Here is a 25,763-nt window from a genome sequence, read left to right as displayed (position 1 = left end):
AAAAAACTACGTTAATGTAGTTGTACAACAATATTATAAAATTGTATCTTGCAGTCCAAAATTTAATTTATAATGAAAATAGGAAAAATAATATTTTTTATTTTATGTTTAACAGTAATCTTGAATTCTTGTGGTAATGATGATGATGATATAAATATTCAACCTCCTAGAGATAGGGCTGAACAACAGGTAATTGATAGGGATACTTTATTAGAATATTTAAATACACATTTTTATAATTCTGCAAGCTTAGCTAATAACCCAAACCCTACAATAAATGATATTATTATTTCTGAGGTCCCACCACTTGGAGGGTTGCCAGACCCGGCTAATAATACACTTTTAATAGATGCTGTTGAAATAAGACAAACTGTTTTTGCAGGAGTCGATTATGAGTTCTATATTTTAAACATTAGAACAGGAGGGGGAACTAATAGCCCTAATGTTTCAGATAATGTGTTAGTGAATTTTTCTGGAAGTTTACTAGATGGAGAAGTATTTGATGATTCTGTAAACCCTATTGATTTTGATTTAATAGGTGTAGTGCCAGGATTTAGTAGAGCTTTTTTAGATTTTAATGAAGCTGAATCATTTAATATAAATCCTGATGGAACAGTAGATTTTATTAACCCAGGAATTGGAGTTGTTTTTATGCCTTCTGGGCTAGGGTTTTTTGATAACCCATCTGCCAGTTCAGGAATTCCGTTTTTTGCACCTTTAATATTTAAATTCGAATTATTTAGTACTCGAGTTAATGATCATGATGATGATGGAATACCTAGTTATTTAGAAGATCTTAACAATGATTTAGATGTAAGAACTGATGATACAGATGAAGATGGTTCTTTTAATTTTTTAGATACAGATGATGATAATGATGGGGTAAGAACTATAGACGAAGATTTAGAACCTGACACTGATTTAACGGTAGATAGAGATGGAGATGGTGATCCGACTAATGATATTGGAGATGGAAACCCGCTTAATGACGATACAGATGGAGATGGAATCCCTAATTACTTAGACCCAGATAGTACACAATCTAGAAATGATTCTTAATAAAACTTTATATAAAAAATAAAAAGAGCTATTCTTTGAGAATAGCTCTTTTTATTTTTATGTGGTTAACTTTAAATAGCTACGGATAAGCTTAATATAAATTGTTCTGGCCTTGTGTCTAACCTACTAATATCTATATTATTATTGTTTAAAAACTGAGCTTCATTATCATTAAAGCCTCTTTCATACCTTAAATCAACACCAAATTTTTTATAGCTAAACGATACCCCAAAATTAAAACCGACTGTAAGGTCGTTTTCAACGTCATCAATATCAATACCATCAAAGTCTGAATTTAAAATATATTGTAGTGAAGGTCCTGCAAATACACTAATAGGTCCAATTAATTTTAAACCTACCAATAGAGGGGCATCTAATTTTTGAAGTTTAAAATCCTCATCACTATATTCACTTTGTGTATTTGTATATATTAATTCAGGTCTGAAATATAATTTATTTCCTAATTTACCAAATATACCGATATGGAAACCAATATTTCTGTCAGGATTCTCAGCTGCTGAGGTTGCAGTTTCAATTAAATCGCCATTACTATTATAATTTAATCCGCCCTTAAAACCATACGATGATCCAACTTGTGCCCAAGAGCATATTGCAAAACAACTAAATACAGTTAATAAAAATAATTTTTTCATAAGTTCATTCGTTTTTTGAGTTATGGTATAAAAACGAAATAAATAATAAATTATTTTCTTTTCATAACAGCTTTCACTTTATCAATAATTGAATTACTGTTTAAACCATATTTATCCATTAATTGCGCTGGTGTGCCAGATTCTCCAAAAGTATCATTAGTAGCAATAAATTCTTGAGGAGTTGGTTTGTGTAACGCTAAAACTCTTGCAACACTTTCTCCTAAACCTCCCATATAGTTGTGTTCTTCTGCCGTAACAATGCATCCAGTTTTACTAACAGAGTCAATTATAGCTTGATCATCTAAAGGCTTAATAGTATGTATGTTTATCACTTCAGCAGAAATACCATTATCGTTTAATATTTTTGAAGCTTCTAAAGCCTCCCAAACTAAATGTCCAGTAGCTACTATTGTCACATCATTACCTTCTGTTAATTTCACTGCTTTTCCGATTTCAAAATTTTGATCTTCAGAGGTGAAATTAGCTACTTTTGGTCTTCCAAAGCGAAGATATACTGGACCATTATGATTTGCTATAGCTATTGTTGCTGCTTTAGTTTGATTAAAGTCACAAGTATTAATAACGGTCATTCCTGGTAACATTTTCATGAGTCCAATATCTTCTAGAATTTGGTGTGTTGCACCATCTTCTCCTAAAGTCAAACCAGCATGCGATGCGCAAATTTTCACATTCTTTCCAGAATAAGCAACACTTTGTCGTATCTGATCGTAAACTCTACCAGTAGAAAAATTAGCAAAAGTTCCTGTAAAAGGTATTTTGCCACCTATGGTCATTCCAGCAGCCATACCAATCATATTAGCTTCAGCAATTCCAACCTGAAAAAAACGTTCTGGATGATTAGCTTTAAATTCATCCATTTTAAGAGATCCTGTTAAATCTGCACAAAGTGCAACAACATCAGTATTGGTTTTGCCTAACTCTGTTAATCCAGCCCCAAAACCTGAACGTGTATCTTTATTTCCTGTATTTATATATGTTTTCATAATGTATCTGTCTAGATATTAATAATCTCCTAAAGTTTCAGGATTTTGAGTTAAACCAATTGCTAATTGCTCGTCATTAGGTGCTTTTCCGTGCCAAGCGTGGGTATACATCATAAAATCTACACCATTACCCATTACAGTTTTTAACAAAACACAAATAGGTTTTCCTTGCCCAGTTTTGTTTTTAGCTTTAGACATTCCGTCTAATATTGCGTTTATATTGTTACCTTTTTCAATTTCTATCACTTCCCATCCAAAAGCTTCAAATTTAGCTTTCATACTTCCCATTGGTAAAACATCATCGGTAGATCCATCAATTTGCTGACCATTTAAATCTACAATTGCAATTAAATTATCAACCTTATTACCCGCTGCATACATAATGGCCTCCCAATTTTGCCCTTCTTGTAATTCACCATCACCAAGTAATGTATAAATCAAATTATTGTCCTTATTCAATTTTTTAGTTTCCGCTGCTCCTATAGCTACTGATAACCCTTGACCAAGAGATCCTGAAGCAACCCTTACCCCAGGTAACCCTTCATGTGTAGTAGGATGACCTTGTAAACGAGAATCGATTAACCTAAATGTATTTAATTCATCAACAGAAAAATAACCAGCTCTAGCAAGAACACTATAAAATACAGGAGATATGTGACCGTTTGATAAGAAAAATAAATCTTCATTTTTTCCATTCATATCAAAACCATCATTTCTGTTCATGACTTCATTAAAAAGCGCTACAAAAAACTCAGCACATCCTAATGAACCTCCAGGATGACCAGAATTAACTTTATGAACCATTCGAAGTATATCTCTACGAACCTGAGTGGTTAAATTTTCTAATTGTTGTGTGTTTGACATATTAATGTTAGTTACAAATTTCGCTGTCAAAAGTAAGCCTTTAACTAAGTTTAGCAAAGAATGTAGTAAAGCTTTTATTAACGAAGTGATATCACTTGCTAACAATTTAATAGTATTACTTAGGGATTGACTTTTTGTTATATATCTTTGCCCTTGACGATTTTAAAATATGCAATTTCAATTAAAAGCAAAAGACCCTCAAAGTAAAGCCAGAGCAGGTGTTTTTACAACAGATCACGGAGATATAGAAACTCCAATTTTTATGCCTGTAGGTACAGTAGCAACAGTTAAAGGTGTACACCAGCGTGAATTGAGGAACGATATTAATCCAGATATTATCTTAGGAAACACATATCACTTATACCTACGTCCAAAAACAAATATTCTAGAAGCTGCTGGTGGGTTACATAAGTTTATGAATTGGGATAGAAATATATTGACAGATTCTGGAGGCTATCAAGTATATTCATTATCAGGGAATAGAAAAATAAAAGAAGAAGGTGTTAAATTTAAAAGTCATATCGATGGTAGTTACCATACGTTTACACCAGAAAACGTAATGGAGATACAACGAACTATTGGAGCAGATATTATTATGGCTTTTGATGAATGTACACCTTACCCATGTGATTATAATTATGCTAAACGATCAATGCATATGACACATCGTTGGTTAGATCGCTGTATTAATCACCTTGAAAAAACACCCTTAAAATATAAACATAATCAAGCATTTTTTCCTATTGTACAAGGTAGCACATATAAAGATTTACGTGCCCAATCTGCTGAATATATTGCTAGTTCCGAAGCAATAGGAAATGCTATCGGAGGATTGTCTGTTGGAGAACCTGCTGAAGAAATGTATGCAATGTCTGAAATTGTTTGTGATATTCTTCCAGAAGAAAAGCCAAGATATTTAATGGGAGTAGGGACTCCTATAAATATTTTGGAAAATATAGCGTTGGGTATAGACATGTTTGATTGTGTAATGCCAACTCGTAATGCTAGAAATGGTATGTTGTTTACAGCTCACGGGACAATAAATATTAAAAATAAGAAATGGGAAGATGATTTTTCTCCTATTGACGATATGAATATTACTTATGTTGATACAGAATATTCAAAATCTTATTTAAGGCATTTGTTTATGGCTAATGAATATTTAGGAAAGCAAATTGCTACAATTCATAATTTAGGATTTTATTTATGGTTGGTTAGAGAAGCTAGAAAACATATATTAGCAGGAGATTTTAAAGACTGGAAAAATAAAATGGTAAAGCAAATGGATAAGCGTTTGTAATTTATGAAAATATTAGATTGGTATATATTAAAACGCTATTTGGTTACATTTTTATTAATGTTATTGCTTTTTATACCTATTGCTATTATAGTAGATTTAGCAGATAGGATAGATAATATATTAGAGAACAATGTCGCTTTTATTGATGTAGCAGGCTATTATTTGGACTTTACAATATATTTTGCAAATCTACTATTCCCCTTATTTCTCTTTATTTCAGTAATTTGGTTCACATCAAAATTAGCTAATAATACTGAAGTTATTGCATTTTTAAGCTCAGGTGTTTCTTTTTCTAGATTTTTAAGACCTTATATTATTGGAGCAATAATTATAGCAGTTTTTGCTTTTATTTTAGGTGTTTTTTTAGCACCGAAAGCCAGTAAAGGATTTAATGAATTTAAATATGAACATTTAAATAAAAATAGAAAAGATAGAGAAACACAAAACATTTATAGGCAAATAAATGAACATGATTACATATATGTTAGTCAATTTGTGGCTAGTTCAGGAACAGGGTTAAAATTTCGTTTGGAACATGTTGTAGATAATACGTTACAATTTAAAATCACAGCTGAAACCATAAAATTTGTAGAAAAAGATAGTGTATTCAAATTAGGAGATTATACAAAAAGAATTATAGGTGAGAATAATGATATTATAATTAATAAAAGAGTTTTTGATACAATTTTTCCTTTTGAACTCGAAGATTTAACTCCAGTAGAATATATTGCAGAAATATTAGAATATAATGAGTTAACAGAATTTATAGAAAAAGAAGAATTTAGAGGCACCTCTAATGTTGGTCGATATAAAGTAGTATTATATAAAAAATGGAGCTTACCAATTTCAATATTTATTTTAACTATTATAGCAGTAGCAGTATCTTCGATTAAACGTAGAGGAGGAATGGGAGTTAATCTTGTTTTTGGTGTTAGCATAGCATTGGTGTATGTGTTTTTCGATAAAATCTTTGGAGTCATGGCACAACAATCTGATTTTCCTCCTATAATAGCTGTATGGCTGCCTAATGTAGTTTTTGCTATTTTAGCAATCTACTTGTTATATAATGCAAAACGATAATTTAAAAAATTATTTACATCTACATTTATTAGTTTTTATAGCTGGGTTTACTGCTATTTTAGGAGAGCTTATATCAATAAGTGCAATAAAATTAGTTTGGTATAGAATGGTAATTGCTTCTATATTAATGTTTTTATATTTAAAACTTAAGAAGATAAATTTAAAAATTACCTCTAAGCTTTTTGTTAGATTTTCTCTGGCAGGCATTATTATAGCGTTACATTGGGTTACTTTTTTTGAAGCGATAAAACAATCTAATATATCCATTACACTAGCAATGTTTTCATCAGGAGCTTTTTTTGCAGCTTTTATAGAGCCTATATTTTATAAGAGGAAAATTAGAGGATATGAAATTCTTTTTGGAATTACTGTTATACTTGGAGTGTGTTTAATAGTACAAGCAGAGATTAAATATATAAATGGTATTATTTTAGGAATTCTATCTGCATTGTTTTCATCCATGTTTGCAGTCATAAACGGAAAATTTGTAGAAAAAAGCAAAGCATCTGTCATTTCATTTTACGAATTTATAAGTGGAGTATTTTTTTTAAGCCTTTTTATTCTGATTTTTGGATTAGGTTTTGAGAGTGGTTTTTTTAATCTATCATTGCTTGACTGGAAATACATTCTTGTTTTAGGGTCGATTTGTACTGCTTATGCTTTTATTGCGGGAGTGCATGTTATGAAAAAGATAAATCCATATACTGTGGTTTTAACTTTTAACCTAGAGCCTGTATATGGAATAGTTTTAGCATTTTTGCTATTTCCCGAAAAAGAGAAAATGAGTATAGAATTTTATATAGGCGCTATTTTAATTATTAGTACAGTAATATGTAATGGAATACTTAAAAACTCAAATAAGTTAAAAAGAAAACCATCTAGATAAGTTATCACGATTAAAGTTTTTATATTTGTAAGCTAACTAAATAAAAACTTAAATTCCTATGGAATATTTAGAATTTGAGCTCCCAATTAAAGAACTAGAAGAGCAATTAGATAAATGTCAGATTATTGGAAAAGAAAGTGATGTTGATGTATCTGAAACATGTAGTCAAATTGAAAAAAAATTAATTGACACAAAAACAGACATCTATAAGAATTTAACACCTTGGCAACGCGTACAAATGTCACGCCATCCCAATAGACCTTATACATTAGATTATATTAATGCAATTTTTGGAGACTCCTTTTTAGAATTACACGGTGATCGTAGTTTTAAAGATGATAAAGCGATGATTGGTGGTTTAGGGAAAATTGGAGATCAGAGTTATATGTTTATCGGTCAACAAAAAGGTTACAACACTAAAACCAGACAGTATCGTAATTTTGGTATGGCTAATCCTGAAGGATACAGAAAAGCATTACGTTTAATGAAATCGGCAGAAAAATTTGGAATCCCAGTGGTAACTTTAATAGATACTCCTGGTGCTTATCCAGGTCTTGAAGCTGAAGAAAGAGGTCAAGGAGAAGCTATTGCTAGAAATATTTTAGAAATGACTCGTCTTAAAGTGCCTATAATAACAATTATTATTGGAGAAGGTGCTTCAGGTGGAGCTTTAGGTATAGGTGTTGGTGATAGAGTATTAATGCTAGAAAATACATGGTATTCTGTAATTTCACCAGAATCCTGTTCATCAATTTTATGGAGAAGCTGGGAATACAAAGAACAAGCCGCTGAAGCACTAAAGCTTACTGCGAAAGATATGAAACGTATGAAATTAGTGGATCAAATTATTAAAGAACCATTAGGAGGTGCTCATAATGATAGAGAAACAACTTTTATAACAGTTAGAGACACTATTGTAAAAACCTTTGAAGAACTCAAAAACTTATCACCAAAAGAATTGGTGAATCAGCGTATAGATAAATATGCTCAAATGGGAGAGTTTAAAGATTAACTCAGTATTTATCATAACTCATTAAAAAACCGAAGTTATTAACTTCGGTTTTTTTACCTTTATTAACAATATTTAAAACTTATTAACGATTAAATTGTTTACTTATAGTTAACAAGCTTAAATCATAAATTTTAGATTTACTTAACAATTTAATTACTTTCGCCTATATGAAACAACCTAATCAAATACAAGGCTATAAAATTGATAAAAGCACTATTATTAATTTGGAGAAAGGTAAAATACCTCCTCAAGCAATTGATTTAGAGGAAGTTGTGTTAGGTGCTATGATGATTGATAAAAAAGGAGTGGATGAGGTTATTGATATATTAAGCCCAGAAGCGTTTTATAAAGAAGCACATCAACATATATTTGAAGCTATTTTTACATTGTTCGAAAATAGTGAACCAATTGACTTATTAACGGTTTCTAGTCAACTTCGTAAGGATAGTAGGCTAGATAGTATTGGTGGAGATTTTTATTTAATTTCATTAACTCAAAAAGTGTCTTCATCTGCACATATTGAATTTCACGCGCGAATTATTTTACAAAAATTCATTCAGCGTAGTTTAATAAAAATATCGAATGAAATTATTGAAGATTCCTATGATGAAACTAAAGATGTTTTTGATCTTTTGGACAAAGCAGAATCGAGATTATATGAAGTGACTCAAGGTAACATTAAAAAATCTTCAGAAACAGCTCAAGCATTAGTTATTCAAGCAAAGAAAAAAATCGAAGAAATATCAAATAAAGAAGGGTTAAGTGGAATCCCTTCTGGATTTGATAAACTGGACAAACTAACTTCAGGATGGCAAGAAAGTGATTTAATTATTGTTGCAGCTCGACCAGGTATGGGTAAAACTGCACTTACATTATCCATGGCTAGAAATATAGCCGTTAACCAAAATATACCTGTTGCTTTTTTCTCTTTAGAGATGGCATCTGTACAGTTAATAACACGTTTAATTTCTTCTGAAACTGGTTTATCTTCAGAAAAATTAAGAACAGGACGTCTAGAAAAGCATGAATGGGAACAATTAAATGTAAAGGTGAAAAGTTTAGAAAAAGCACCTTTGTTTATAGACGACACACCTTCACTATCTATTTTTGATTTACGTGCAAAAGCAAGACGCTTGGCTTCACAACATGGTATTAAAATGATTATTATTGATTATTTACAATTAATGACCGCAGGAGGAAGTCAAAAAGGAGGGAATAGAGAACAAGAGATTTCAACAATTTCTCGTAACCTTAAAGCATTAGCAAAAGAGTTAAGTGTTCCTGTAATAGCATTATCTCAATTGTCTCGTGCAGTTGAAACTCGTGGTGGAAGTAAGCGTCCTTTACTGTCAGATTTACGTGAATCTGGAGCTATTGAACAGGATGCTGATATAGTATCGTTTATTTATAGGCCAGAATATTATAAAATTGATGAATGGGATGATGAAGATCGTTCTCCAACTGAAGGGCAAGCAGAATTTATTGTAGCTAAGCATAGAAACGGAGGCTTAGAAAATATAAGATTAAAATTTATTGGTCACTTAGGGAAATTTGATAACTTAGATGATTTTGATTCTCCTTTTGAATTTCATAGTAAAATGAACGCTGCTGCTAATGACGATACTTTTAAACCTGATAATTTGCCAACATTAGATCAAGCATTTGATGATCCTTTAAATGATGATGATAATGATGTTCCGTTTTAAGTTACTCTAATAATATAAATTCTTAAGTTTTCTTTATAAATCAAAACTAAATATTTAAATTAACTTTGATGTTATAATACTAAATAGTAAAATTGATGATGGATAAAAGGAGAACGACAAATATGTTATTACTAGCTATAGTAATTCCAATAATATTTTATTTGCTTAAAATCTTGTCGTTCATATTTATACCTTTAGTGTTTTCAATGTTTATTGCACTTTTGTTTTTACCACTTATGAGATGGTTTAACAAACGAAAATTTCCGAAATTTATAAGTATAACAATTATACTTCTTATTATAGGAGCCATACTAACAATAATAGGGGAATTAGTACAATTATCTAGTAAACAAATTTTATCTAATGATAATATGTTTTTTATTAAAGCCGAAGATAAAATTGTAAACTTAATAGCTTCAATTCAAGAATTTTTTGGTATTAAACCTAAAAATGAAGGAATTCAATTGAACCAATTTTTGCCAAAAGATATGTTTATTAAAAACTTTGGCTCTACTTTAGGTTTTATTACTAATCTATTAACTACAATATTAATGACTGCTTTTTTTGTAGTATTATGGTTAGGAGAATCAATAAATATGCAAAAATTACTTAATCATACAATACTTAAACAAAAATATTCATCAGTTAAAGCATTTGGTAAAATTGAAAAAGATTTAATTAAGTTTATAAAAGTTAAGTTTTTGATGAGCTTGTTTACAGGAATAGGAATTGGTTTAGCCTGTTTATTTTTTGATGTGAGTTTCCCTATATTTTGGGGATTATTTGCTTTTGTGATTAACTTTGTACAAATGGTAGGCTCATTTGTTTCTGTGATTTTATTATCAATATTTGCTTTTGTAGAGTTAGATCCAACTGGGGTTTTATTATTTTTCATTTTAACTATAACTGGTGTTCAAATACTATTTGGAGCTATTTTAGAACCTATTTTTATGGGGAAATCATTTTCTATAAATATTATAGCAGTTCTAGTAATGTTAATGTTTTGGGGCTTTTTATGGGGCGTTCCAGGCCTTATAATGGCAATACCTATAACTGTATTTCTTAAAATTATTTTAGATCAATTTCCAAATACTAAAGTTATTGCATCTTTAATTTCTGGATCAGGGTTAAAATAACTTAATGAGAATAGCGTTTAAGCTAATATTTCCTTAAAAAACTTTTCTACATACATTTTTTGATTACATTTAGATTTGTAATATGAATAACAAGAAATATAGATGAAAAAAATTGCCGTCATTTTACTGCTATTAATTTCTGTAAAGAGTTTTGCATCACATATATTAATACCTATGGATGCAGAATCTCAAAAAAACCATCTTAAAGCTTATGGAATTACCTATTGGACTCTAGAAAAACAACAAAAAGTACAATGGCTACTTAACTACAGAGGAGGAGCTTTTTTAATTCCAGATTTCGAAGAGATACAAAGGGAATGTCAGATTAGAGGCGTGTCTTACGAGGTAATATCTGATGCAAAAGCCGAAAGTATTTTAAAAGAGATAAGTAGTCCTAGCAAAAATATGGAAGCTGTAACTTTAGAAAAGGCACCTAAAATTGCAGTATACACACCATATGGAAAACAACCTTGGGATGACGCAGTAACGATGGTGCTTACTTATGCCGAAATTCCTTATGAAACTGTTTATGATAAAGAAGTTATAAATGATGGATTATTACTTTATGATTGGTTGCATTTACATCATGAAGACTTTACTGGACAATATGGTAAATTTTATAGAACATATAGAAGCGCTCCTTGGTACATAAAGGAAAAGAGAGAAGCAGAGGAGTTAGCTAGTAGTTTAGGATATAGCAAAGTATCTGAAGAGAAACTTGATGTAGCCCTTAAAATTAGGGATTATGTTGTTGGTGGTGGGTTTATGTTTGCTATGTGTAGTGCTACAGATAGCTTTGACATAGCATTATCTGCTGAAGGTATTGATATATGTGAACCTATGTTTGACGGAGATGGAAGCGAAGCAAATTATCAAAATAAAATAGACTATAATAAAACGTTTGCATTTACAAATTATACCTTAGAAAGAAGTCCTAATGTGTATGAGTTTTCTTCTATAGATATGACTAGCCAACGTAGAATACCGAAAACAACAGATTATTTTTCTTTAATGGATTTTTCTGCCAAATGGGATCCAATTCCAACAATGTTAAATCAAAATCATACAGCGTTAGTTAAAGGGTTTATGGGGCAAACAACTTCATTTAAAAGGGATCAAATAAAATCAAATGTCTTAGTTTTAGGTGAGAATAAAACAAATGGGGAGGCTCGTTATATTCATGGAATTAAAGGAAAAGGTTTTTTTACATTTTATGGAGGTCATGACCCAGAAGATTATACTCATAGAGTAGGCGACCCTAAAACAGAATTAGATTTACATCCTACATCCCCAGGATACCGTTTAATACTTAATAATATATTATTTCCAGCAGCTAAAAAGAAGAAACAGAAAACTTGATAATATTACAAAGTTTCTATGAACCTTAAACAATTCTTGATATCTGCCGTCCAATCTATTTTATTTTGGACTATAGCTTTTATACTTTTTACAGTATTTAGATATTACGGATTTAATGAAGAAGAATATCAAGTTATAATAGCTAATAATGAAATTCCAATTTTTCAATGGTTTGATGTACCCATTTATATTGGAGTTTTTGTTGGGTTTAGTTATGCATTAATAGAACTTCTTTTTAATAGATTTATCACTAATAAAGTATCAATAGGTGTTACACTTATATTAAAAAATACATTATACTTATTAATATTAATTGTGTTGTCTCCTAATATATTTTTTTATGTAGAAGAATTAATGGACATAAATTTAGTTGATGATTGGAGGCTTAGTAAGGTATTTAGGATTACAGTTTTATATTTTTTTATATGCTCTTTAATATTTTCATTTATAAAAATTGCAAACGAAAAATTTGGAAGAGGAGTGTTTCTTAAAATGTTAATAGGAAAATATCGAAACCCACAAGAGGAGAAACGGATTTTCATGTTTTTAGATTTAAAAAATTCAACTTCAATAGCAGAACAATTAGGTCACTTTAAATACAGTCAATTTATACAAGATTGCTTTTTAGATTTAAATAAAATAATTAATAAATTTAATGCCGAAGTATATCAATATGTTGGAGATGAAGCAGTTTTAAGCTGGAAATATAAAGTTGGAGTGGATAAAAATAAATGTATAGAAGTTTTTTTCTCTTTTAAAGAACAACTTCAAAAAAGAAATCATTATTATCAAAAAAAATATAATACAATCCCAAAATTCAAAGCAGGATTACATGGAGGAAAATTGATGGTTGCTGAGGTTGGAACAATTAAAAAAGAATTAGCATTTCATGGAGATGTGATTAATACAACAGCTAGAATACAAGCAGAATGTAATAGATATTCAGAAGAACTATTGATTTCTGATAAATTATTAAAAAATATTCAACTAAAAGAAAAATATATATTAAAGCTTCTTGGTGAAACTCAATTAAAAGGAAAGCAAAATACAGTTGTGATACATTCAATAAATAATAAAAGAACCTAATTAATTAGGTTCTTTTATTTACGCAAAAATATAAATCTTTTGAAATTAATTAATCCTTGTAAAGGTTAAAACAAATCTATCTTCCATGGTATCATCCCCTCCATCAGAGGTGGCATTTCTATCGATAACTAAACGTTGTTCAGTAGAAATTTCTATACCGCCATATTCTTCTCCATTTATAAAAAGAAATGAACCTTCATCAATTTCTCTAATATCAAATGCATAGACATCAGAATCAAGGCCGTCAAAAATACTGTCATCAGTATTGCCGTTAACAACGGTTAGCATTAGATTATTTGGATTAAACTCCCAAGTAATAAGTCTGCTAGTAAAATCATTGCTAATAATATTGTTCGCTGTGTTGTCTAAAGACCATAGTAATACAGGGGCAGGAATTTCCTGTATAACGTCATCACTATTACTACAACTAAAAAGAGTAATAAATAAAAAGGATAAAGCAAAAAACTTTGTTTTCATAAATTGTTAGTTTATATAAAGATACTAACCAAAATAAAAGGTTGCGTTATTTTAACAAAAAAATTAACTTCTATTTAATGACTCCCAACATGGCACCCACAAGATTCACGTGTAAAACTATTACTTGCTTCATGCCATTTAAAAGCTTGATTATAAGTTCCACTTTCCCAATAAAATTTTGTTCGTGGTTTAGGAGAGTTACCTATTTCGTTCATTGTATTGGTATCGTATAAACGACCGTTAACCATTGTATAAATAATACTTTCGGTATTTTTTATATCTTCTAAAGGGTTTTTATTCATAACTACTAGGTCTGCAAGCTTACCAACTTTAAGAGACCCAATATCATTACTCATTCCTAAATATTCTGCTCCATTAAGAGTAGCGGCTCTTAAAGCTTGTAGATTACTCATTCCTCCTTGTTGTAATAACCATAACTCCCAATGTGCACCCAAGCCTTGTAATTGCCCATGAGCTCCAAGATTTACAGTAACTCCATTGTCATTTAATTGCTTTGCAACTTTAGAAACTTTAATATGCCCGTTTTCATATTCTTCTTGAGGCACCATTGTCCGGTGTCTCGATCTTGAATCAATAATACTTCTAGGTGTGTATTTTAATAATTTTTCGTTTTCCCATACATTGGTGTTTTGATACCAATAATATTCACCATTTAAACCTGCATAATTAACTATTAAGGTCGGAGTATAGCCAGAATTACTGTTTTTCCAAAGCTCAATCACATCTTTATATACAGGAGCTACAGGAATATTATGCTCTATGCCAGTATGTCCATCCATTATCATAGACATATTAGTAAAAAAAGTGGACCCACCTTCAGGAACTACAAAAATACCTTCTTCGCGAGCGGCTTGTAATACTTGCTGACGTTGTTCGCGACGTGGTTGGTTATAACTTTTTACAGATAAAGCTCCAAAAGCTTTAGTACGGCGTATTGAAGATCGAGCATCATCTAAATTATTAATTACCGCTTTAAAATCACCTTCTGCTCCATAGAGTATAAACCCAGTAGAGTAGAGACGTGGACCTACTAAGGTTCCGTTTTTTTGTAATTCGGATAATGCAAATACAGTTTCTGTATTAGCAGAAGGATCATGCGCAGTTGTAACCCCAAATGCTAAGTTAGCATAAAACTGCCAATGCTTTTGTGTGGTTAACCCATAACGAAACCCTCCAATGTGTGCGTGTGCATCTACAATTCCTGGCATGATAGTTTTTCCAGTTACATCATAAGTTTTTGCATTAGCAGGAATTTTAACATCAAGAGTATTACCAATAGCTACAATTTTATTTTCTTTAATAATAATTGTCCCATTTTCGATAACTTGATCACTTTCCATGGTTATAATTCGAGCTCCAGTAAAAGCAATTGTCCCTTCTGGCTTATCAGTTTTAACTTTTAAATCAATTTTAATTCCAGATTCAACAATAGCTTTGGTTTCTTCTGAAGCTAAAGCTGTAAAATATTCGTTACCTAATGTCCAATGTATGTTTTTGCTATTATTAGACCAATGTAAGTTAATACCAGCATCTTTAGATAACTGTGTCACTGGGATAAATTTAGTTTTATCTATTAAATCAATAGATTGACCAGAACTAGGCATTGGTGCCATATATACTTTGTGCAAATGCTGGAAAGCAATCCATTTATTATCAGGGCTAGGCACTAATCGATTACCGTGCTTAGATTTTATTAATGTTCTTTTAGTGCCACCATTTAAATCTACACTTCTGAGTTCTTTTGTTAAAGCACCAAAATAAGTTCCACCAGTTTGATAAAGTATACGATTGTTAGTTTTATTAAACATTGGATACTCACCTTCTTTAGTTAAAAACTTTATATCTGTACCATCAGAATTCATAAAATACAATCCAGATTTTTTTGCAAAAGCCAATCCTTGCTCATTATTTCCTCCTTCTTTTCTAAATGTAATGTGTTTTCCATCATTAGAGAAAGTTGGAGTTCTGTAGATTCCTTTTTCTTTAGTGAGTTTGGTAGAAGTTCCGTCATTAATCGATAACGTATGTACAGCACCTAAATTTTCATCATTCCAAGTGACAAAAACAATTGTCTTTCCATCTGGAGAAAAAGAAGGTTCAAATTCAAAATCTGTGCCTGAAGTTAATCTTTTAGGAGCGCCTTTAGGCATTTTTTTAATCCATAAATATCCAAGTGCATTAAAAACAATTGTTTTTTCATCTGGAGAAGTAACAGCATGCCTAATAACTTTTGCATCAAAAGTATCTGGAGCTACAGGAGTATCAAACTCTACAGCTTTTGCAATTTTTATAGAAGTATCAACTTGAAAAGGAATATTAGTAACTTTTAAAGTATTAACATCAACTTTATTAATTTTTCCTCCAGACCATATTATAATAGCCTTATTATTTGGAGTCCAGTTAAAATTAGTATATACTCCAAAAATAGCCCAAGCTTCTTGTTGATCCTTATCTAAGCCATCATAAATAGGCCATTCTTCACCAGTTTCTAAATCATGAATATATAATACAGATTTAGTTCTTACCCTTTTTACAAAAGCCAGTTTTTTTCCATCTCTAGATATTTGAGGCCTAGCAGCTCCACCAGGGCCTCCAGTAACTCTTTCTATTTCGCTAGTTTCTAAGTTGTAACGATTAATTACATAAATTTGTTTATTAGGATCTTTGTTGTATTGAAAAGCACCACCTGGATAGACATCTTCACTATAATATAAATACTTTCCATCAGGAGAAATAGAAGGTTCATTTACATCTTGCTGATCGTTTTTTCTTTTAGTAAGTTGTATGCCACTACCGCCAGATTTATGATACATCCACATTTCTCCTGCTCCTAAAGATCTTCCAGAAGTAAAATGTTTTCTAGCAATTAAAAAATTGCCATCAGGCATCCACGTAGCATTATTTAATAACCTAAACGTTTCTTTTGTGATTTGTTTGGCATTACTACCATCTAAGTTCATGGTCCAAACATTATCTCCACCACCTGCATCACTTGTAAACGAAATTGTTTTGCCATCTGGACTAAATCGAGGTTGTATTTCAAAAGGTAGCCCTTCTCTTAAAATTGTTGCTTTTCCTCCAGCACTATTCATAATATAAATGTCGCCTAATAAATCAAAAACAATATGTTTTCCATCTGGGCTAACATCTAAATTCATCCAAGTACCTTGATTTGTTGAAAGTTTTAAATCTTTAAAATTCCAATCACCTTCTGGATTTGATACATCCCAAGATTTTTTTTCTGTTTTATCCTGAGCGTTTATATTAAATTGAATGATGAATAGAAATAGAATTACAAGCTTAATACGATACATTTTATGTTGTTTTAATTGAAGCGGAAAGGTAATTATAAAATTTGAAATTTTTATTCTTCAATTTATATATAGAAGTGTTAAAACTATAATTGATATAAAACAAAAAGCCAACTCATATGAGTTGGCTTTTTAATAAGCGAATATTGTTATACAATAGGCAAAACGCCTTAGTTTACTTTATCTACAATTGCTTTAAAAGCTTCAGGGTTATTCATTGCTAAATCAGCTAAAACCTTACGGTTTAATTCGATATCATTAGCTTTTAATTTACCCATAAATTGAGAATAAGATAACCCATGTTCTCTAGCTCCAGCGTTTATACGTGTAATCCAAAGTGCACGAAATGTTCTCTTTTTATTTCTTCGGTCTCTATACGAATATAACATCGCTTTGTCAACCGCATTTTTCGCTACTGTCCAAACGTTTTTACGACGTCCGAAGTAACCTTTTGCTTGCTTAAGAACCTTTTTTCTTCTGGCTCTTTTCGCAACTGAATTTACTGATCTTGGCATAATTTTAAATTTTTTGTAGTAGGCGATCTTTTATGAGATTCTTGTACTGGCCTAACTCCATGGTTTATAAATAATTTTTAACCTAAACAAATAATTACTTTAAACGTAATTGTTGTTTAATATTTGCTTCATCACTTTCATGTACTAAAGTACTGTGAGTTAAAGCTAACTTACGCTTTTTGGACTTCTTTGTTAAGATGTGACTTTTAAAAGCGTGCTTTCTTTTAATTTTTCCAGAGCCCGTTAACTTAAAGCGTTTCTTGGCACTAGATTTTGTTTTCATTTTAGGCATTTTCTCCTTATTTAATTACTTCGCTTATTTTCTTTTAATGCTTACTTTGCCTTTTTAGGAGCAATAAACATAATCATACGTTTACCTTCTAATTTAGGCATTTGTTCAACTTTTCCAAACTCCTCTAAATCTTGCGCTAAACGCAATAGTAGTATTTGTCCTTGTTCTTTAAATATTATTGAACGTCCTTTAAAAAATACAAAAGCTTTAAGCTTTGCGCCATCTTTTAAAAACTTTTCAGCATGTTTTTTCTTAAATTCGTAATCGTGATCATCTGTTTGAGGACCAAAACGAATTTCTTTAACAATTACCTTAGTTGCTTTCGACTTTAAAGCCTTATCACGTTTCTTTTGTTCGTAAAGAAACTTCTTATAATCCATAATTTTACATACGGGAGGAACAGCTTTAGGAGAAATTTCTACAAGATCTAATCCTTGTTCTTCAGCAAACTCCATTGCCTTTCTTGTAGGATATACACCTACTTCTATGTTGTCTCCAACAAGTCTCACTTCTTCAACTCTAATTTTAGAATTGATTCTGTGTTGATCTTCTTTAATTACTCTAAGTGGCCCTCTAGACCTTTTTCTACGTATTGCTATGGCTTTATAATTTTAGTTAAACGTTAAATTGTTTTAATGTCTTATTTATTTCTGTATCAACTATTTTCGAAAATTCATCTACAGTAATCATACCTAAATCTTCTCCACCGTGCTGACGAACAGTTATCTTTATTTCATTCTCTTCATTTTCCCCAACAATAATCATATATGGGATTTTTTTCATTTCGGCTTCCCGAATCTTTTTACCCATAGTTTCATTTCTGTTATCAACAAGGGCGCGAATTTCGGCATTTTCTAACAAATTTAAAACTTTTTCAGCGTATTTTTCATATTTCTCACTAATAGATAAGATAATAGCTTGTTCTGGCATTAACCAAAGTGGGAAATTACCGCCTGTATGCTCTAATAAAAGCGCAATAAAACGCTCCATACTACCAAAAGGCGCTCGGTGAATCATAACAGGTCGATGTAACTCATTATCACTACCTTTGTAAGTTAAATCAAAACGTTCAGGTAAATTATAATCAACTTGAATAGTTCCTAACTGCCATTGTCTTCCAAGCGCATCTTTAACCATAAAATCAAGTTTTGGCCCATAAAATGCAGCTTCACCAGATTCTATAACATAATTTAAGCCTTTGTCTTTAGCGGCATTAATAATTGCTTGTTCTGCTTTTTCCCAATTTTCAACACTACCAATATATTTGTCAGGAGTGTCTAAATCTCTAACAGAAACTTGAGCTGTAAAATTTTCAAACCCTAAAGATCCTAAAACATATAGGGATAAATCAATTACATTTTTAAATTCCTGATCCAATTGATCTGGAGTACAAAAAATATGGGCGTCATCTTGAGTAAACCCCCTTACACGAGTTAGACCATGAAGCTCTCCGCTTTGTTCGTAACGATATACAGTGCCAAATTCTGCAAAACGTTTTGGAAGTTCTTTATAACTAAATGGTTTTGCATTATAAATTTCACAATGATGAGGGCAGTTCATTGGCTTTAATAAAAACTCCTCATCTTCTTTAGGTGTTTTAATAGGTTGAAAACTATCTTCTCCATATTTTGCATAATGACCAGAAGTGACATAGAGCTCTTTTTGACCAATATGTGGAGTTACTACCATTTCATAGCCAGCTTTTTGCTGAGCTTTTTTAAGAAAATCTTCTAATCGAGAACGTAAAGCTGCACCTTTAGGTAGCCATAATGGTAAACCTTGCCCTACTTTTTGAGAAAAAGTAAACAACTCTAACTGTTTCCCTAATTTTCTGTGATCTCTTTTCTTTGCTTCTTCAAGAAGTTCTAAATATTCTTTTAATTCTTTTTGTTTAGGAAACGAAATACCATAAACTCTTGTTAATTGTTTGTTATTTTCATCTCCTTTATAATAGGCACCAGCTACGCTTAATATTTTTATAGCTTTTACAATTCCTGTATTAGGAATGTGACCGCCACGACATAAATCTGAAAACGTTGAATGATCACAAAAACTAATTGTACCATCCTCAAGACCTTCTACAAGATCAACCTTATAATTGTTTTTACCTTTGTAATAAGCTAAAGCATCTGCTTTAGAAACTGTACGCATTTTAAAATCGTGTTTTTCCCTAGCGATTTCTAACATTTTATCTTCAATGGTTTTGAAATCTTTATCAGAAATAGTATTTTCACCTAGATCTACATCATAATAAAAACCATTTTCAATAGCAGGCCCTACCCATAATTTTACATCAGTATATAATTCTTCTAACGCTTGTGCTAATATGTGAGCAGACGAATGCCAAAAAGCTGTTTTACCTTCGTCATCGTTCCAAGTATATAATATAAGATTGCCATCTGTGGTTAATAAAGTGGATGTCTCAATAGTTATACCGTTAAATTTTGCAGAAATTACATTTCTTGCAAACCCTTCGCTAATATCCTTAGCAACATCCATAGCAGTGATGCTATTATTGAATGTTCTTATTGAATCATCTGGTAAAGTAATCTTAATCATAGTGAATTTAAATATTAAGCTGCAAAGATAATAGTATAATCAAAGTCACACAATCATATAAGTATATATTTAAAATGTGTTTATAGTATATATATTAAGGTATAAATATTAACCAGCCCTACAGAGATTTTGTGATTAGGTTTGGCTTGGTATGGAATTTCTTTTTGTAATTTATTGGAGGTGCAAAATGCTGTTACTAAGGTGTTTTGGTTGGGATAAAAAAATAGATTAAAAAATAGTTTAAAAAAGGTTAGGAAGTTAATTAAAGGGTTTTATATTTGCAGCCGCTTAACGAGGAAACGAGGGAGGTGAAAAGTTCATTAAAAGGGTTATAAAAAATAAAATCAAATTTTCTTTAAAAAGTTTTGTGAGAATAAAAAAGGGTTTTATATTTGCACCCGCTTAGCAAGGAAACGAGCTAAAAGTAAGAAATAAAAAAGTTCATTAAACATATTGATTGACAGCGTAAGAATGGTATTGGAAACGATACAATTCATTACAGAGAATAAACCATTTTGAGTACAATTGAAATAATTTCTTTTAGTTGTTAAAGAGACAAGCAGAGATGCTTAAAAATTTAACGATGAAGAGTTTGATCCTGGCTCAGGATGAACGCTAGCGGCAGGCTTAACACATGCAAGTCGAGGGGTAACAGAGATAGCTTGCTATTTGCTGACGACCGGCGCACGGGTGCGTAACGCGTATACAATCTACCTTTTGCTGAAGGATAGCCCAGAGAAATTTGGATTAATACTTCATAGTATGTTAGTATGGCCTCATACAAACATTAAAGGTTACGGCAAAAGATGAGTATGCGTTCTATTAGCTAGATGGTATGGTAACGGCATACCATGGCGACGATAGATAGGGGCCCTGAGAGGGGGATCCCCCACACTGGTACTGAGACACGGACCAGACTCCTACGGGAGGCAGCAGTGAGGAATATTGGGCAATGGAGGCAACTCTGACCCAGCCATGCCGCGTGCAGGAAGACTGCCCTATGGGTTGTAAACTGCTTTTATACAGGAAGAAACACCTCTACGTGTAGAGGCTTGACGGTACTGTAAGAATAAGGATCGGCTAACTCCGTGCCAGCAGCCGCGGTAATACGGAGGATCCAAGCGTTATCCGGAATCATTGGGTTTAAAGGGTCCGTAGGTGGATAATTAAGTCAGAGGTGAAATCCTGCAGCTCAACTGTAGAATTGCCTTTGATACTGGTTATCTTGAGTTATTATGAAGTAGTTAGAATATGTAGTGTAGCGGTGAAATGCATAGATATTACATAGAATACCAATTGCGAAGGCAGATTACTAATAATATACTGACACTGATGGACGAAAGCGTGGGTAGCGAACAGGATTAGATACCCTGGTAGTCCACGCCGTAAACGATGGTCACTAGCTGTTTGGACTTCGGTCTGAGTGGCTAAGCGAAAGTGATAAGTGACCCACCTGGGGAGTACGTTCGCAAGAATGAAACTCAAAGGAATTGACGGGGGCCCGCACAAGCGGTGGAGCATGTGGTTTAATTCGATGATACGCGAGGAACCTTACCAGGGCTTAAATGTAAGTTGCATAGAGTAGAGATATTCTTTTCTTCGGACTACTTACAAGGTGCTGCATGGTTGTCGTCAGCTCGTGCCGTGAGGTGTCAGGTTAAGTCCTATAACGAGCGCAACCCCTGTTGTTAGTTGCCAGCGAGTCAAGTCGGGAACTCTAACAAGACTGCCAGTGCAAACTGTGAGGAAGGTGGGGATGACGTCAAATCATCACGGCCCTTACGTCCTGGGCTACACACGTGCTACAATGGTAGGTACAGAGAGCAGCCACTACGCGAGTAGGAGCGAATCTATAAAACCTATCACAGTTCGGATCGGAGTCTGCAACTCGACTCCGTGAAGCTGGAATCGCTAGTAATCGGATATCAGCCATGATCCGGTGAATACGTTCCCGGGCCTTGTACACACCGCCCGTCAAGCCATGGAAGCTGGGAGTGCCTGAAGTCCGTCACCGCAAGGAGCGGCCTAGGGTAAAATCGGTAACTAGGGCTAAGTCGTAACAAGGTAGCCGTACCGGAAGGTGCGGCTGGAACACCTCCTTTCTAGAGAAAGACGACTAAAGGAAATCAAGAGGACAAGAAATTGTTTATTCTCAAAGCTGTTAATTAAAAAAGAACTAAATAAAAAAGTAGAGTCTCATAGCTCAGCTGGTTAGAGCGCTACACTGATAATGTAGAGGTCGGCAGTTCGAGTCTGCCTGAGACTACTAATTTTTTTATTTTAAAAGGAAATTCTAGAAGTTGAAAATTCTAAATTTATAATTCTGAATTCAACATTCGGAATTGATAATGGGGGATTAGCTCAGCTGGCTAGAGCGCCTGCCTTGCACGCAGGAGGTCATCGGTTCGACTCCGATATTCTCCACCAAAGTATCCAACAAGATTGGATAACTGAAAGTTCATTGACATATTGAAAAAAGATACATAAAAATCAAAAATTAAAGATTAGAGATAATCTTTAGAAAAGTAATACTTTATTAACTAAAGTCACGAGCTGAAGTTAATAAAGAGTAACTCATTAAAAAAGCAAAAAGTACAATAAGCTAAATAAGGGCGTATGGGGAATGCCTAGGCTCTCAGAGGCGATGAAGGACGTGATAAGCTGCGATAAGTTGCGGGGATCTGCACACAAGAATTGATCCGCAAATTTCCGAATGGGGCAACCCACTATATTGAAGATATAGTATCCGTAAGGAGGCGAACCCGGAGAACTGAAACATCTAAGTACCCGGAGGAGAAGAAAACAAAAGTGATTCCGTTAGTAGTGGCGAGCGAACGCGGATTAGCCCAAACCATAATTGTTACGGCAATTGTGGGGTTGTAGGACCACGATATTTGATGCGTAATGAATTAGAACACTTTGGAAAAAGTGACCAAAGAGGGTGATAGTCCCGTATAAGTAAAGAGCGTTATTGATAGTGGTATCCTGAGTAGTGCGGGACACGTGTAATCCTGTATGAATTTGGCGGGACCATCCGCTAAGGCTAAATACTCCTGAGAGACCGATAGTGAACTAGTACCGTGAGGGAAAGGTGAAAAGAACCTTGAATAAAGGAGTGAAATAGAACCTGAAACCATACGCTTACAAGCGGTCGGAGCCCTTTGGGGTGACGGCGTGCCTTTTGCATAATGAGCCTACGAGTTACCGTTTCTAGCAAGGTTAAGCACTTCAGGTGCGGATCCGTAGCGAAAGCGAGTCTGAATAGGGCGCTATAGTTAGTGGCGGTAGACGCGAAACCGTGTGATCTACCCATGGGCAGGGTGAAGCTGTGGTAACACATAGTGGAGGCCCGAACCCGTTGACGTTGAAAAGTCTTGGGATGACCTGTGGGTAGGGGTGAAAGGCCAATCAAACTCGGAAATAGCTCGTACTCCCCGAAATGCATTTAGGTGCAGCGTATTATTAGTTTTATAGAGGTAGAGCTACTGATTGGATGCGGGGGCTTCACCGCCTACCAATTCCTGACAAACTCCGAATGCTATAAAATGATGTAATGCAGTGAGGGCATGGGTGCTAAGGTCCATGTCCGAAAGGGAAAGAACCCAGACCATCAGCTAAGGTCCCAAAATATATGCTAAGTTGAATAAACGAGGTTGAACTGCTTAGACAGCTAGGATGTTGGCTTGGAAGCAGCCATTCATTTAAAGAGTGCGTAACAGCTCACTAGTCGAGCGGTTCGGCATGGATAATAATCGGGCATAAGCATATTACCGAAGCTATGGGATATTTAATATCGGTAGGGGAGCATTGTAGTGTCGTCGAAGGAAGAGCGTGAGCTTTTCTGGAGAAGCTACAAAAGAAAATGTAGGCATAAGTAACGATAATGCGGGCGAGAAACCCGCACTCCGAAAGACTAAGGTTTCCTCAGCTATGCTAATCAGCTGAGGGTTAGTCGGGACCTAACGCGAACCCGAAAGGGGTAGTGGATGGACAACAGGTTAATATTCCTGTACCTGCTCACACTAAACGTGACGGAGGCGAGAAGTTAGTGCGTACTGACGGAATAGTACGTTGAAGCAAGTGGTAACACTGCGATAGTACACTGAGACTACGGTCAAGGTGATAATCTAGCAAATCGACTTCCAAGAAAAACAAGTGAAGCAGCCCGTACCCTAAACCGACACAGGTAGTTGGGATGAGAATTCTAAGGAGCTCGAGAGATTCATGGCTAAGGAACTAGGCAAAATCGACCCGTAACTTCGGGAGAAGGGTCGCCCATCTTCGGATGGGCCGCAGTGAAAAGGTCCAGGCGACTGTTTATCAAAAACACAGGGCTATGCTAAATCGAAAGATGACGTATATGGCCTGACACCTGCCCGGTGCTGGAAGGTTAAGTGGTGGGCTTAGCAGCAATGCGAAGGTCTAAAATGAAGCCCCAGTAAACGGCGGCCGTAACTATAACGGTCCTAAGGTAGCGAAATTCCTTGTCGGGTAAGTTCCGACCTGCACGAATGGTGCAACGATCTGGACACTGTCTCAGCCATGAGCTCGGTGAAATTGTAGTATCGGTGAAGATGCCGATTACCCGCTGTGGGACGAAAAGACCCCGTGAACCTTTACTATAGCTTAGTATTGGCTTTGGATAAGTAATGTGTAGGATAGGTGGGAGACTTTGAAGTGGCGTCGCTAGGCGTTGTGGAGTCATTGTTGAAATACCACCCTTTGCTTATCTAGAGTCTAACTTCTTGCGAAGGACAGTGCTTGGTGGGTAGTTTGACTGGGGTGGTCGCCTCCAAAAGAGTAACGGAGGCTTCTAAAGGTTCCCTCAGCACGCTTGGTAACCGTGCGTAGAGTGCAATGGCATAAGGGAGCTTGACTGAGAGACATACAGGTCGATCAGGTACGAAAGTAGAGCATAGTGATCCGGTGGTTCCGTATGGAAGGGCCATCGCTCAAAGGATAAAAGGTACTCCGGGGATAACAGGCTGATCTCCCCCAAGAGCTCACATCGACGGGGGGGTTTGGCACCTCGATGTCGGCTCGTCACATCCTGGGGCTGGAGAAGGTCCCAAGGGTTGGGCTGTTCGCCCATTAAAGTGGCACGCGAGCTGGGTTCAGAACGTCGTGAGACAGTTCGGTCTCTATCTACAGTGGGCGTTAGAAATTTGAGTGGATCTGACTCTAGTACGAGAGGACCGAGTTGGACTAACCTCTGGTGTATCTGTTGTTCCGCCAGGAGCATTGCAGAGTAGCTACGTTGGGAAGGGATAAGCGCTGAAAGCATATAAGCGCGAAACCCACCACAAGATGAGATTTCTTTAAAGGGTCGTGGGAGATTACCACGTTGATAGGCTATAGGTGTAAAGGCAGTAATGTCATAGCCAAGTAGTACTAATAACCCATAGGCTTATTGTACGCCTGTTTTTTTAAAAGTTCAATTACA

At 33.9% G+C, this 25,763-nt stretch carries 18 protein-coding genes, 2 tRNA genes and 2 rRNA genes; 13 read left to right on the top strand and 9 right to left on the bottom strand.

The window, feature by feature from the left end:
• Positions 1–72: 72 nt before the first annotated feature.
• Positions 73–1,059 (top strand): peptidylprolyl isomerase, encoded by a 987-nt coding sequence (locus D1817_12125; GenBank protein AXT20603.1) that lies wholly within the window; start codon positions 73–75, stop codon positions 1,057–1,059.
• Positions 1,060–1,130: 71 nt separating this feature from the next.
• Here the strand turns inward: D1817_12125 and D1817_12120 are convergent, their stop codons facing one another.
• Genes D1817_12120 through D1817_12110 form a run of 3 tightly spaced genes read right to left on the bottom strand, consistent with a single transcriptional unit; the run spans position 1,131 to position 3,580 of the window.
• Positions 1,131–1,712 (bottom strand): PorT family protein, encoded by a 582-nt coding sequence (locus D1817_12120; protein ID AXT20602.1) that lies wholly within the window; start codon positions 1,710–1,712, stop codon positions 1,131–1,133.
• Positions 1,713–1,762: 50 nt separating this feature from the next.
• Entirely contained in the window at positions 1,763–2,716 is a 954-nt protein-coding gene (locus D1817_12115; protein ID AXT20601.1) for a transketolase family protein, read from the bottom strand.
• Between the two features lie 18 nt (positions 2,717–2,734).
• A complete protein-coding gene (locus D1817_12110) occupies positions 2,735–3,580 on the bottom strand; it encodes a transketolase (GenBank protein ID AXT20600.1) in 846 nt (281 codons plus the stop codon).
• 169 nt (positions 3,581–3,749) lie between these two features.
• Here D1817_12110 and D1817_12105 point away from each other — a divergent pair, with 169 nt between their 5' ends.
• From D1817_12105 to D1817_12070, 8 genes are all read left to right on the top strand, one after another.
• A complete protein-coding gene (locus tag D1817_12105; GenBank protein AXT20599.1) occupies positions 3,750–4,880 on the top strand; it encodes a tRNA guanosine(34) transglycosylase Tgt in 1,131 nt (376 codons plus the stop codon).
• A gap of 3 nt (positions 4,881–4,883) precedes the next feature.
• Positions 4,884–5,960 carry a YjgP/YjgQ family permease gene (locus D1817_12100; protein AXT20598.1) on the top strand — a complete coding sequence of 359 codons (1,077 nt, stop codon included), beginning with the start codon at positions 4,884–4,886 and terminating at the stop codon, positions 5,958–5,960.
• Positions 5,947–6,846 carry a DMT family transporter gene (locus D1817_12095; GenBank protein ID AXT20597.1) on the top strand — a complete coding sequence of 300 codons (900 nt, stop codon included), beginning with the start codon at positions 5,947–5,949 and terminating at the stop codon, positions 6,844–6,846. The genes D1817_12100 and D1817_12095 overlap by 14 nt, the downstream gene beginning before the upstream one ends.
• 58 nt (positions 6,847–6,904) lie before the next feature.
• Positions 6,905–7,858, top strand: a complete 954-nt coding sequence (locus D1817_12090) for an acetyl-CoA carboxylase carboxyltransferase subunit alpha (protein AXT20596.1) — start codon at positions 6,905–6,907, stop codon at positions 7,856–7,858.
• 167 nt (positions 7,859–8,025) lie between these two features.
• Positions 8,026–9,564: a replicative DNA helicase gene (gene dnaB, locus D1817_12085; GenBank protein ID AXT20595.1), complete on the top strand. Its 1,539-nt coding sequence runs from the start codon at positions 8,026–8,028 to the stop codon at positions 9,562–9,564.
• Positions 9,565–9,662: 98 nt separating this feature from the next.
• A complete protein-coding gene (locus D1817_12080; protein AXT20594.1) occupies positions 9,663–10,700 on the top strand; it encodes an AI-2E family transporter in 1,038 nt (345 codons plus the stop codon).
• A gap of 174 nt (positions 10,701–10,874) precedes the next feature.
• The gene (locus tag D1817_12075) at positions 10,875–12,059 is read left to right on the top strand and encodes an asparagine synthetase B (GenBank protein AXT20593.1); all 1,185 of its coding nucleotides are present in this window, start codon (positions 10,875–10,877) and stop codon (positions 12,057–12,059) included.
• Between the two features lie 18 nt (positions 12,060–12,077).
• Positions 12,078–13,145 (top strand): adenylate/guanylate cyclase domain-containing protein, encoded by a 1,068-nt coding sequence (locus tag D1817_12070; protein ID AXT20592.1) that lies wholly within the window; start codon positions 12,078–12,080, stop codon positions 13,143–13,145.
• Between the two features lie 45 nt (positions 13,146–13,190).
• On the opposite strand, the gene D1817_12065 is transcribed toward D1817_12070, so the two are convergent.
• The 6 genes from D1817_12065 to D1817_12040 all read right to left on the bottom strand — a co-directional run bounded on the left by D1817_12065 (position 13,191) and on the right by D1817_12040 (position 20,320).
• Complete coding sequence (locus D1817_12065) at positions 13,191–13,622, bottom strand: hypothetical protein (protein ID AXT20591.1); 432 nt, start codon at positions 13,620–13,622, stop codon at positions 13,191–13,193.
• A gap of 74 nt (positions 13,623–13,696) precedes the next feature.
• Positions 13,697–16,957 carry an amidohydrolase gene (locus tag D1817_12060; protein ID AXT20590.1) on the bottom strand — a complete coding sequence of 1,087 codons (3,261 nt, stop codon included), beginning with the start codon at positions 16,955–16,957 and terminating at the stop codon, positions 13,697–13,699.
• Between the two features lie 167 nt (positions 16,958–17,124).
• The gene (locus D1817_12055) at positions 17,125–17,469 is read right to left on the bottom strand and encodes a 50S ribosomal protein L20 (protein AXT20589.1); all 345 of its coding nucleotides are present in this window, start codon (positions 17,467–17,469) and stop codon (positions 17,125–17,127) included.
• 94 nt (positions 17,470–17,563) lie between these two features.
• Positions 17,564–17,761 (bottom strand): 50S ribosomal protein L35, encoded by a 198-nt coding sequence (locus D1817_12050; GenBank protein AXT20588.1) that lies wholly within the window; start codon positions 17,759–17,761, stop codon positions 17,564–17,566.
• Between the two features lie 41 nt (positions 17,762–17,802).
• Complete coding sequence (locus D1817_12045) at positions 17,803–18,354, bottom strand: translation initiation factor IF-3 (protein AXT20587.1); 552 nt, start codon at positions 18,352–18,354, stop codon at positions 17,803–17,805.
• A gap of 22 nt (positions 18,355–18,376) precedes the next feature.
• A complete protein-coding gene (locus D1817_12040; protein ID AXT20586.1) occupies positions 18,377–20,320 on the bottom strand; it encodes a threonine--tRNA ligase in 1,944 nt (647 codons plus the stop codon).
• Positions 20,321–20,900: 580 nt separating this feature from the next.
• Between D1817_12040 and D1817_12035 the strand changes: the two genes are divergently transcribed.
• From D1817_12035 to D1817_12020, 4 genes are all read left to right on the top strand, one after another.
• Positions 20,901–22,424: ribosomal RNA gene (locus D1817_12035) — 16S ribosomal RNA — on the top strand.
• Positions 22,425–22,512: 88 nt separating this feature from the next.
• Positions 22,513–22,589 (top strand) — tRNA-Ile (locus D1817_12030).
• A gap of 81 nt (positions 22,590–22,670) precedes the next feature.
• A tRNA-Ala gene (locus tag D1817_12025) sits at positions 22,671–22,747 on the top strand.
• 165 nt (positions 22,748–22,912) lie between these two features.
• Positions 22,913–25,739, top strand: a 23S ribosomal RNA gene (locus tag D1817_12020).
• The 16S and 23S rRNA genes sit together here with 2 tRNA genes alongside, the layout of an rRNA operon.
• Positions 25,740–25,763 lie beyond the last annotated feature (24 nt).

It is taken from the genome of Flavobacteriaceae bacterium (genome assembly GCA_003443635.1).
Taxonomy (GTDB): domain Bacteria; phylum Bacteroidota; class Bacteroidia; order Flavobacteriales; family Flavobacteriaceae; genus AU392.
Note: the sequence above shows the minus strand (reverse complement) of the source record. Positions and strands in the feature narration are given on the sequence as shown.

What these genes read in the sequence shown, in the direction of transcription:
- D1817_12125 (AXT20603.1), top strand. Translation starts at nt 73, where the DNA reads ATGAAAATAGGAAAAATAATATTTTTTATTTTATGTTTAACAGTAATC.
- D1817_12120 (AXT20602.1), bottom strand. Translation starts at nt 1,712, where the DNA reads ATGAAAAAATTATTTTTATTAACTGTATTTAGTTGTTTTGCAATATGC.
- D1817_12115 (AXT20601.1), bottom strand. Translation starts at nt 2,716, where the DNA reads ATGAAAACATATATAAATACAGGAAATAAAGATACACGTTCAGGTTTT.
- D1817_12110 (AXT20600.1), bottom strand. Translation starts at nt 3,580, where the DNA reads ATGTCAAACACACAACAATTAGAAAATTTAACCACTCAGGTTCGTAGA.
- D1817_12105 (AXT20599.1), top strand. Translation starts at nt 3,750, where the DNA reads ATGCAATTTCAATTAAAAGCAAAAGACCCTCAAAGTAAAGCCAGAGCA.
- D1817_12100 (AXT20598.1), top strand. Translation starts at nt 4,884, where the DNA reads ATGAAAATATTAGATTGGTATATATTAAAACGCTATTTGGTTACATTT.
- D1817_12095 (AXT20597.1), top strand. Translation starts at nt 5,947, where the DNA reads ATGCAAAACGATAATTTAAAAAATTATTTACATCTACATTTATTAGTT.
- D1817_12090 (AXT20596.1), top strand. Translation starts at nt 6,905, where the DNA reads ATGGAATATTTAGAATTTGAGCTCCCAATTAAAGAACTAGAAGAGCAA.
- dnaB (AXT20595.1), top strand. Translation starts at nt 8,026, where the DNA reads ATGAAACAACCTAATCAAATACAAGGCTATAAAATTGATAAAAGCACT.
- D1817_12080 (AXT20594.1), top strand. Translation starts at nt 9,663, where the DNA reads ATGGATAAAAGGAGAACGACAAATATGTTATTACTAGCTATAGTAATT.
- D1817_12075 (AXT20593.1), top strand. Translation starts at nt 10,875, where the DNA reads ATGGATGCAGAATCTCAAAAAAACCATCTTAAAGCTTATGGAATTACC.
- D1817_12070 (AXT20592.1), top strand. Translation starts at nt 12,078, where the DNA reads ATGAACCTTAAACAATTCTTGATATCTGCCGTCCAATCTATTTTATTT.
- D1817_12065 (AXT20591.1), bottom strand. Translation starts at nt 13,622, where the DNA reads ATGAAAACAAAGTTTTTTGCTTTATCCTTTTTATTTATTACTCTTTTT.
- D1817_12060 (AXT20590.1), bottom strand. Translation starts at nt 16,957, where the DNA reads ATGTATCGTATTAAGCTTGTAATTCTATTTCTATTCATCATTCAATTT.
- D1817_12055 (AXT20589.1), bottom strand. Translation starts at nt 17,469, where the DNA reads ATGCCAAGATCAGTAAATTCAGTTGCGAAAAGAGCCAGAAGAAAAAAG.
- D1817_12050 (AXT20588.1), bottom strand. Translation starts at nt 17,761, where the DNA reads ATGCCTAAAATGAAAACAAAATCTAGTGCCAAGAAACGCTTTAAGTTA.
- D1817_12040 (AXT20586.1), bottom strand. Translation starts at nt 20,320, where the DNA reads ATGATTAAGATTACTTTACCAGATGATTCAATAAGAACATTCAATAAT.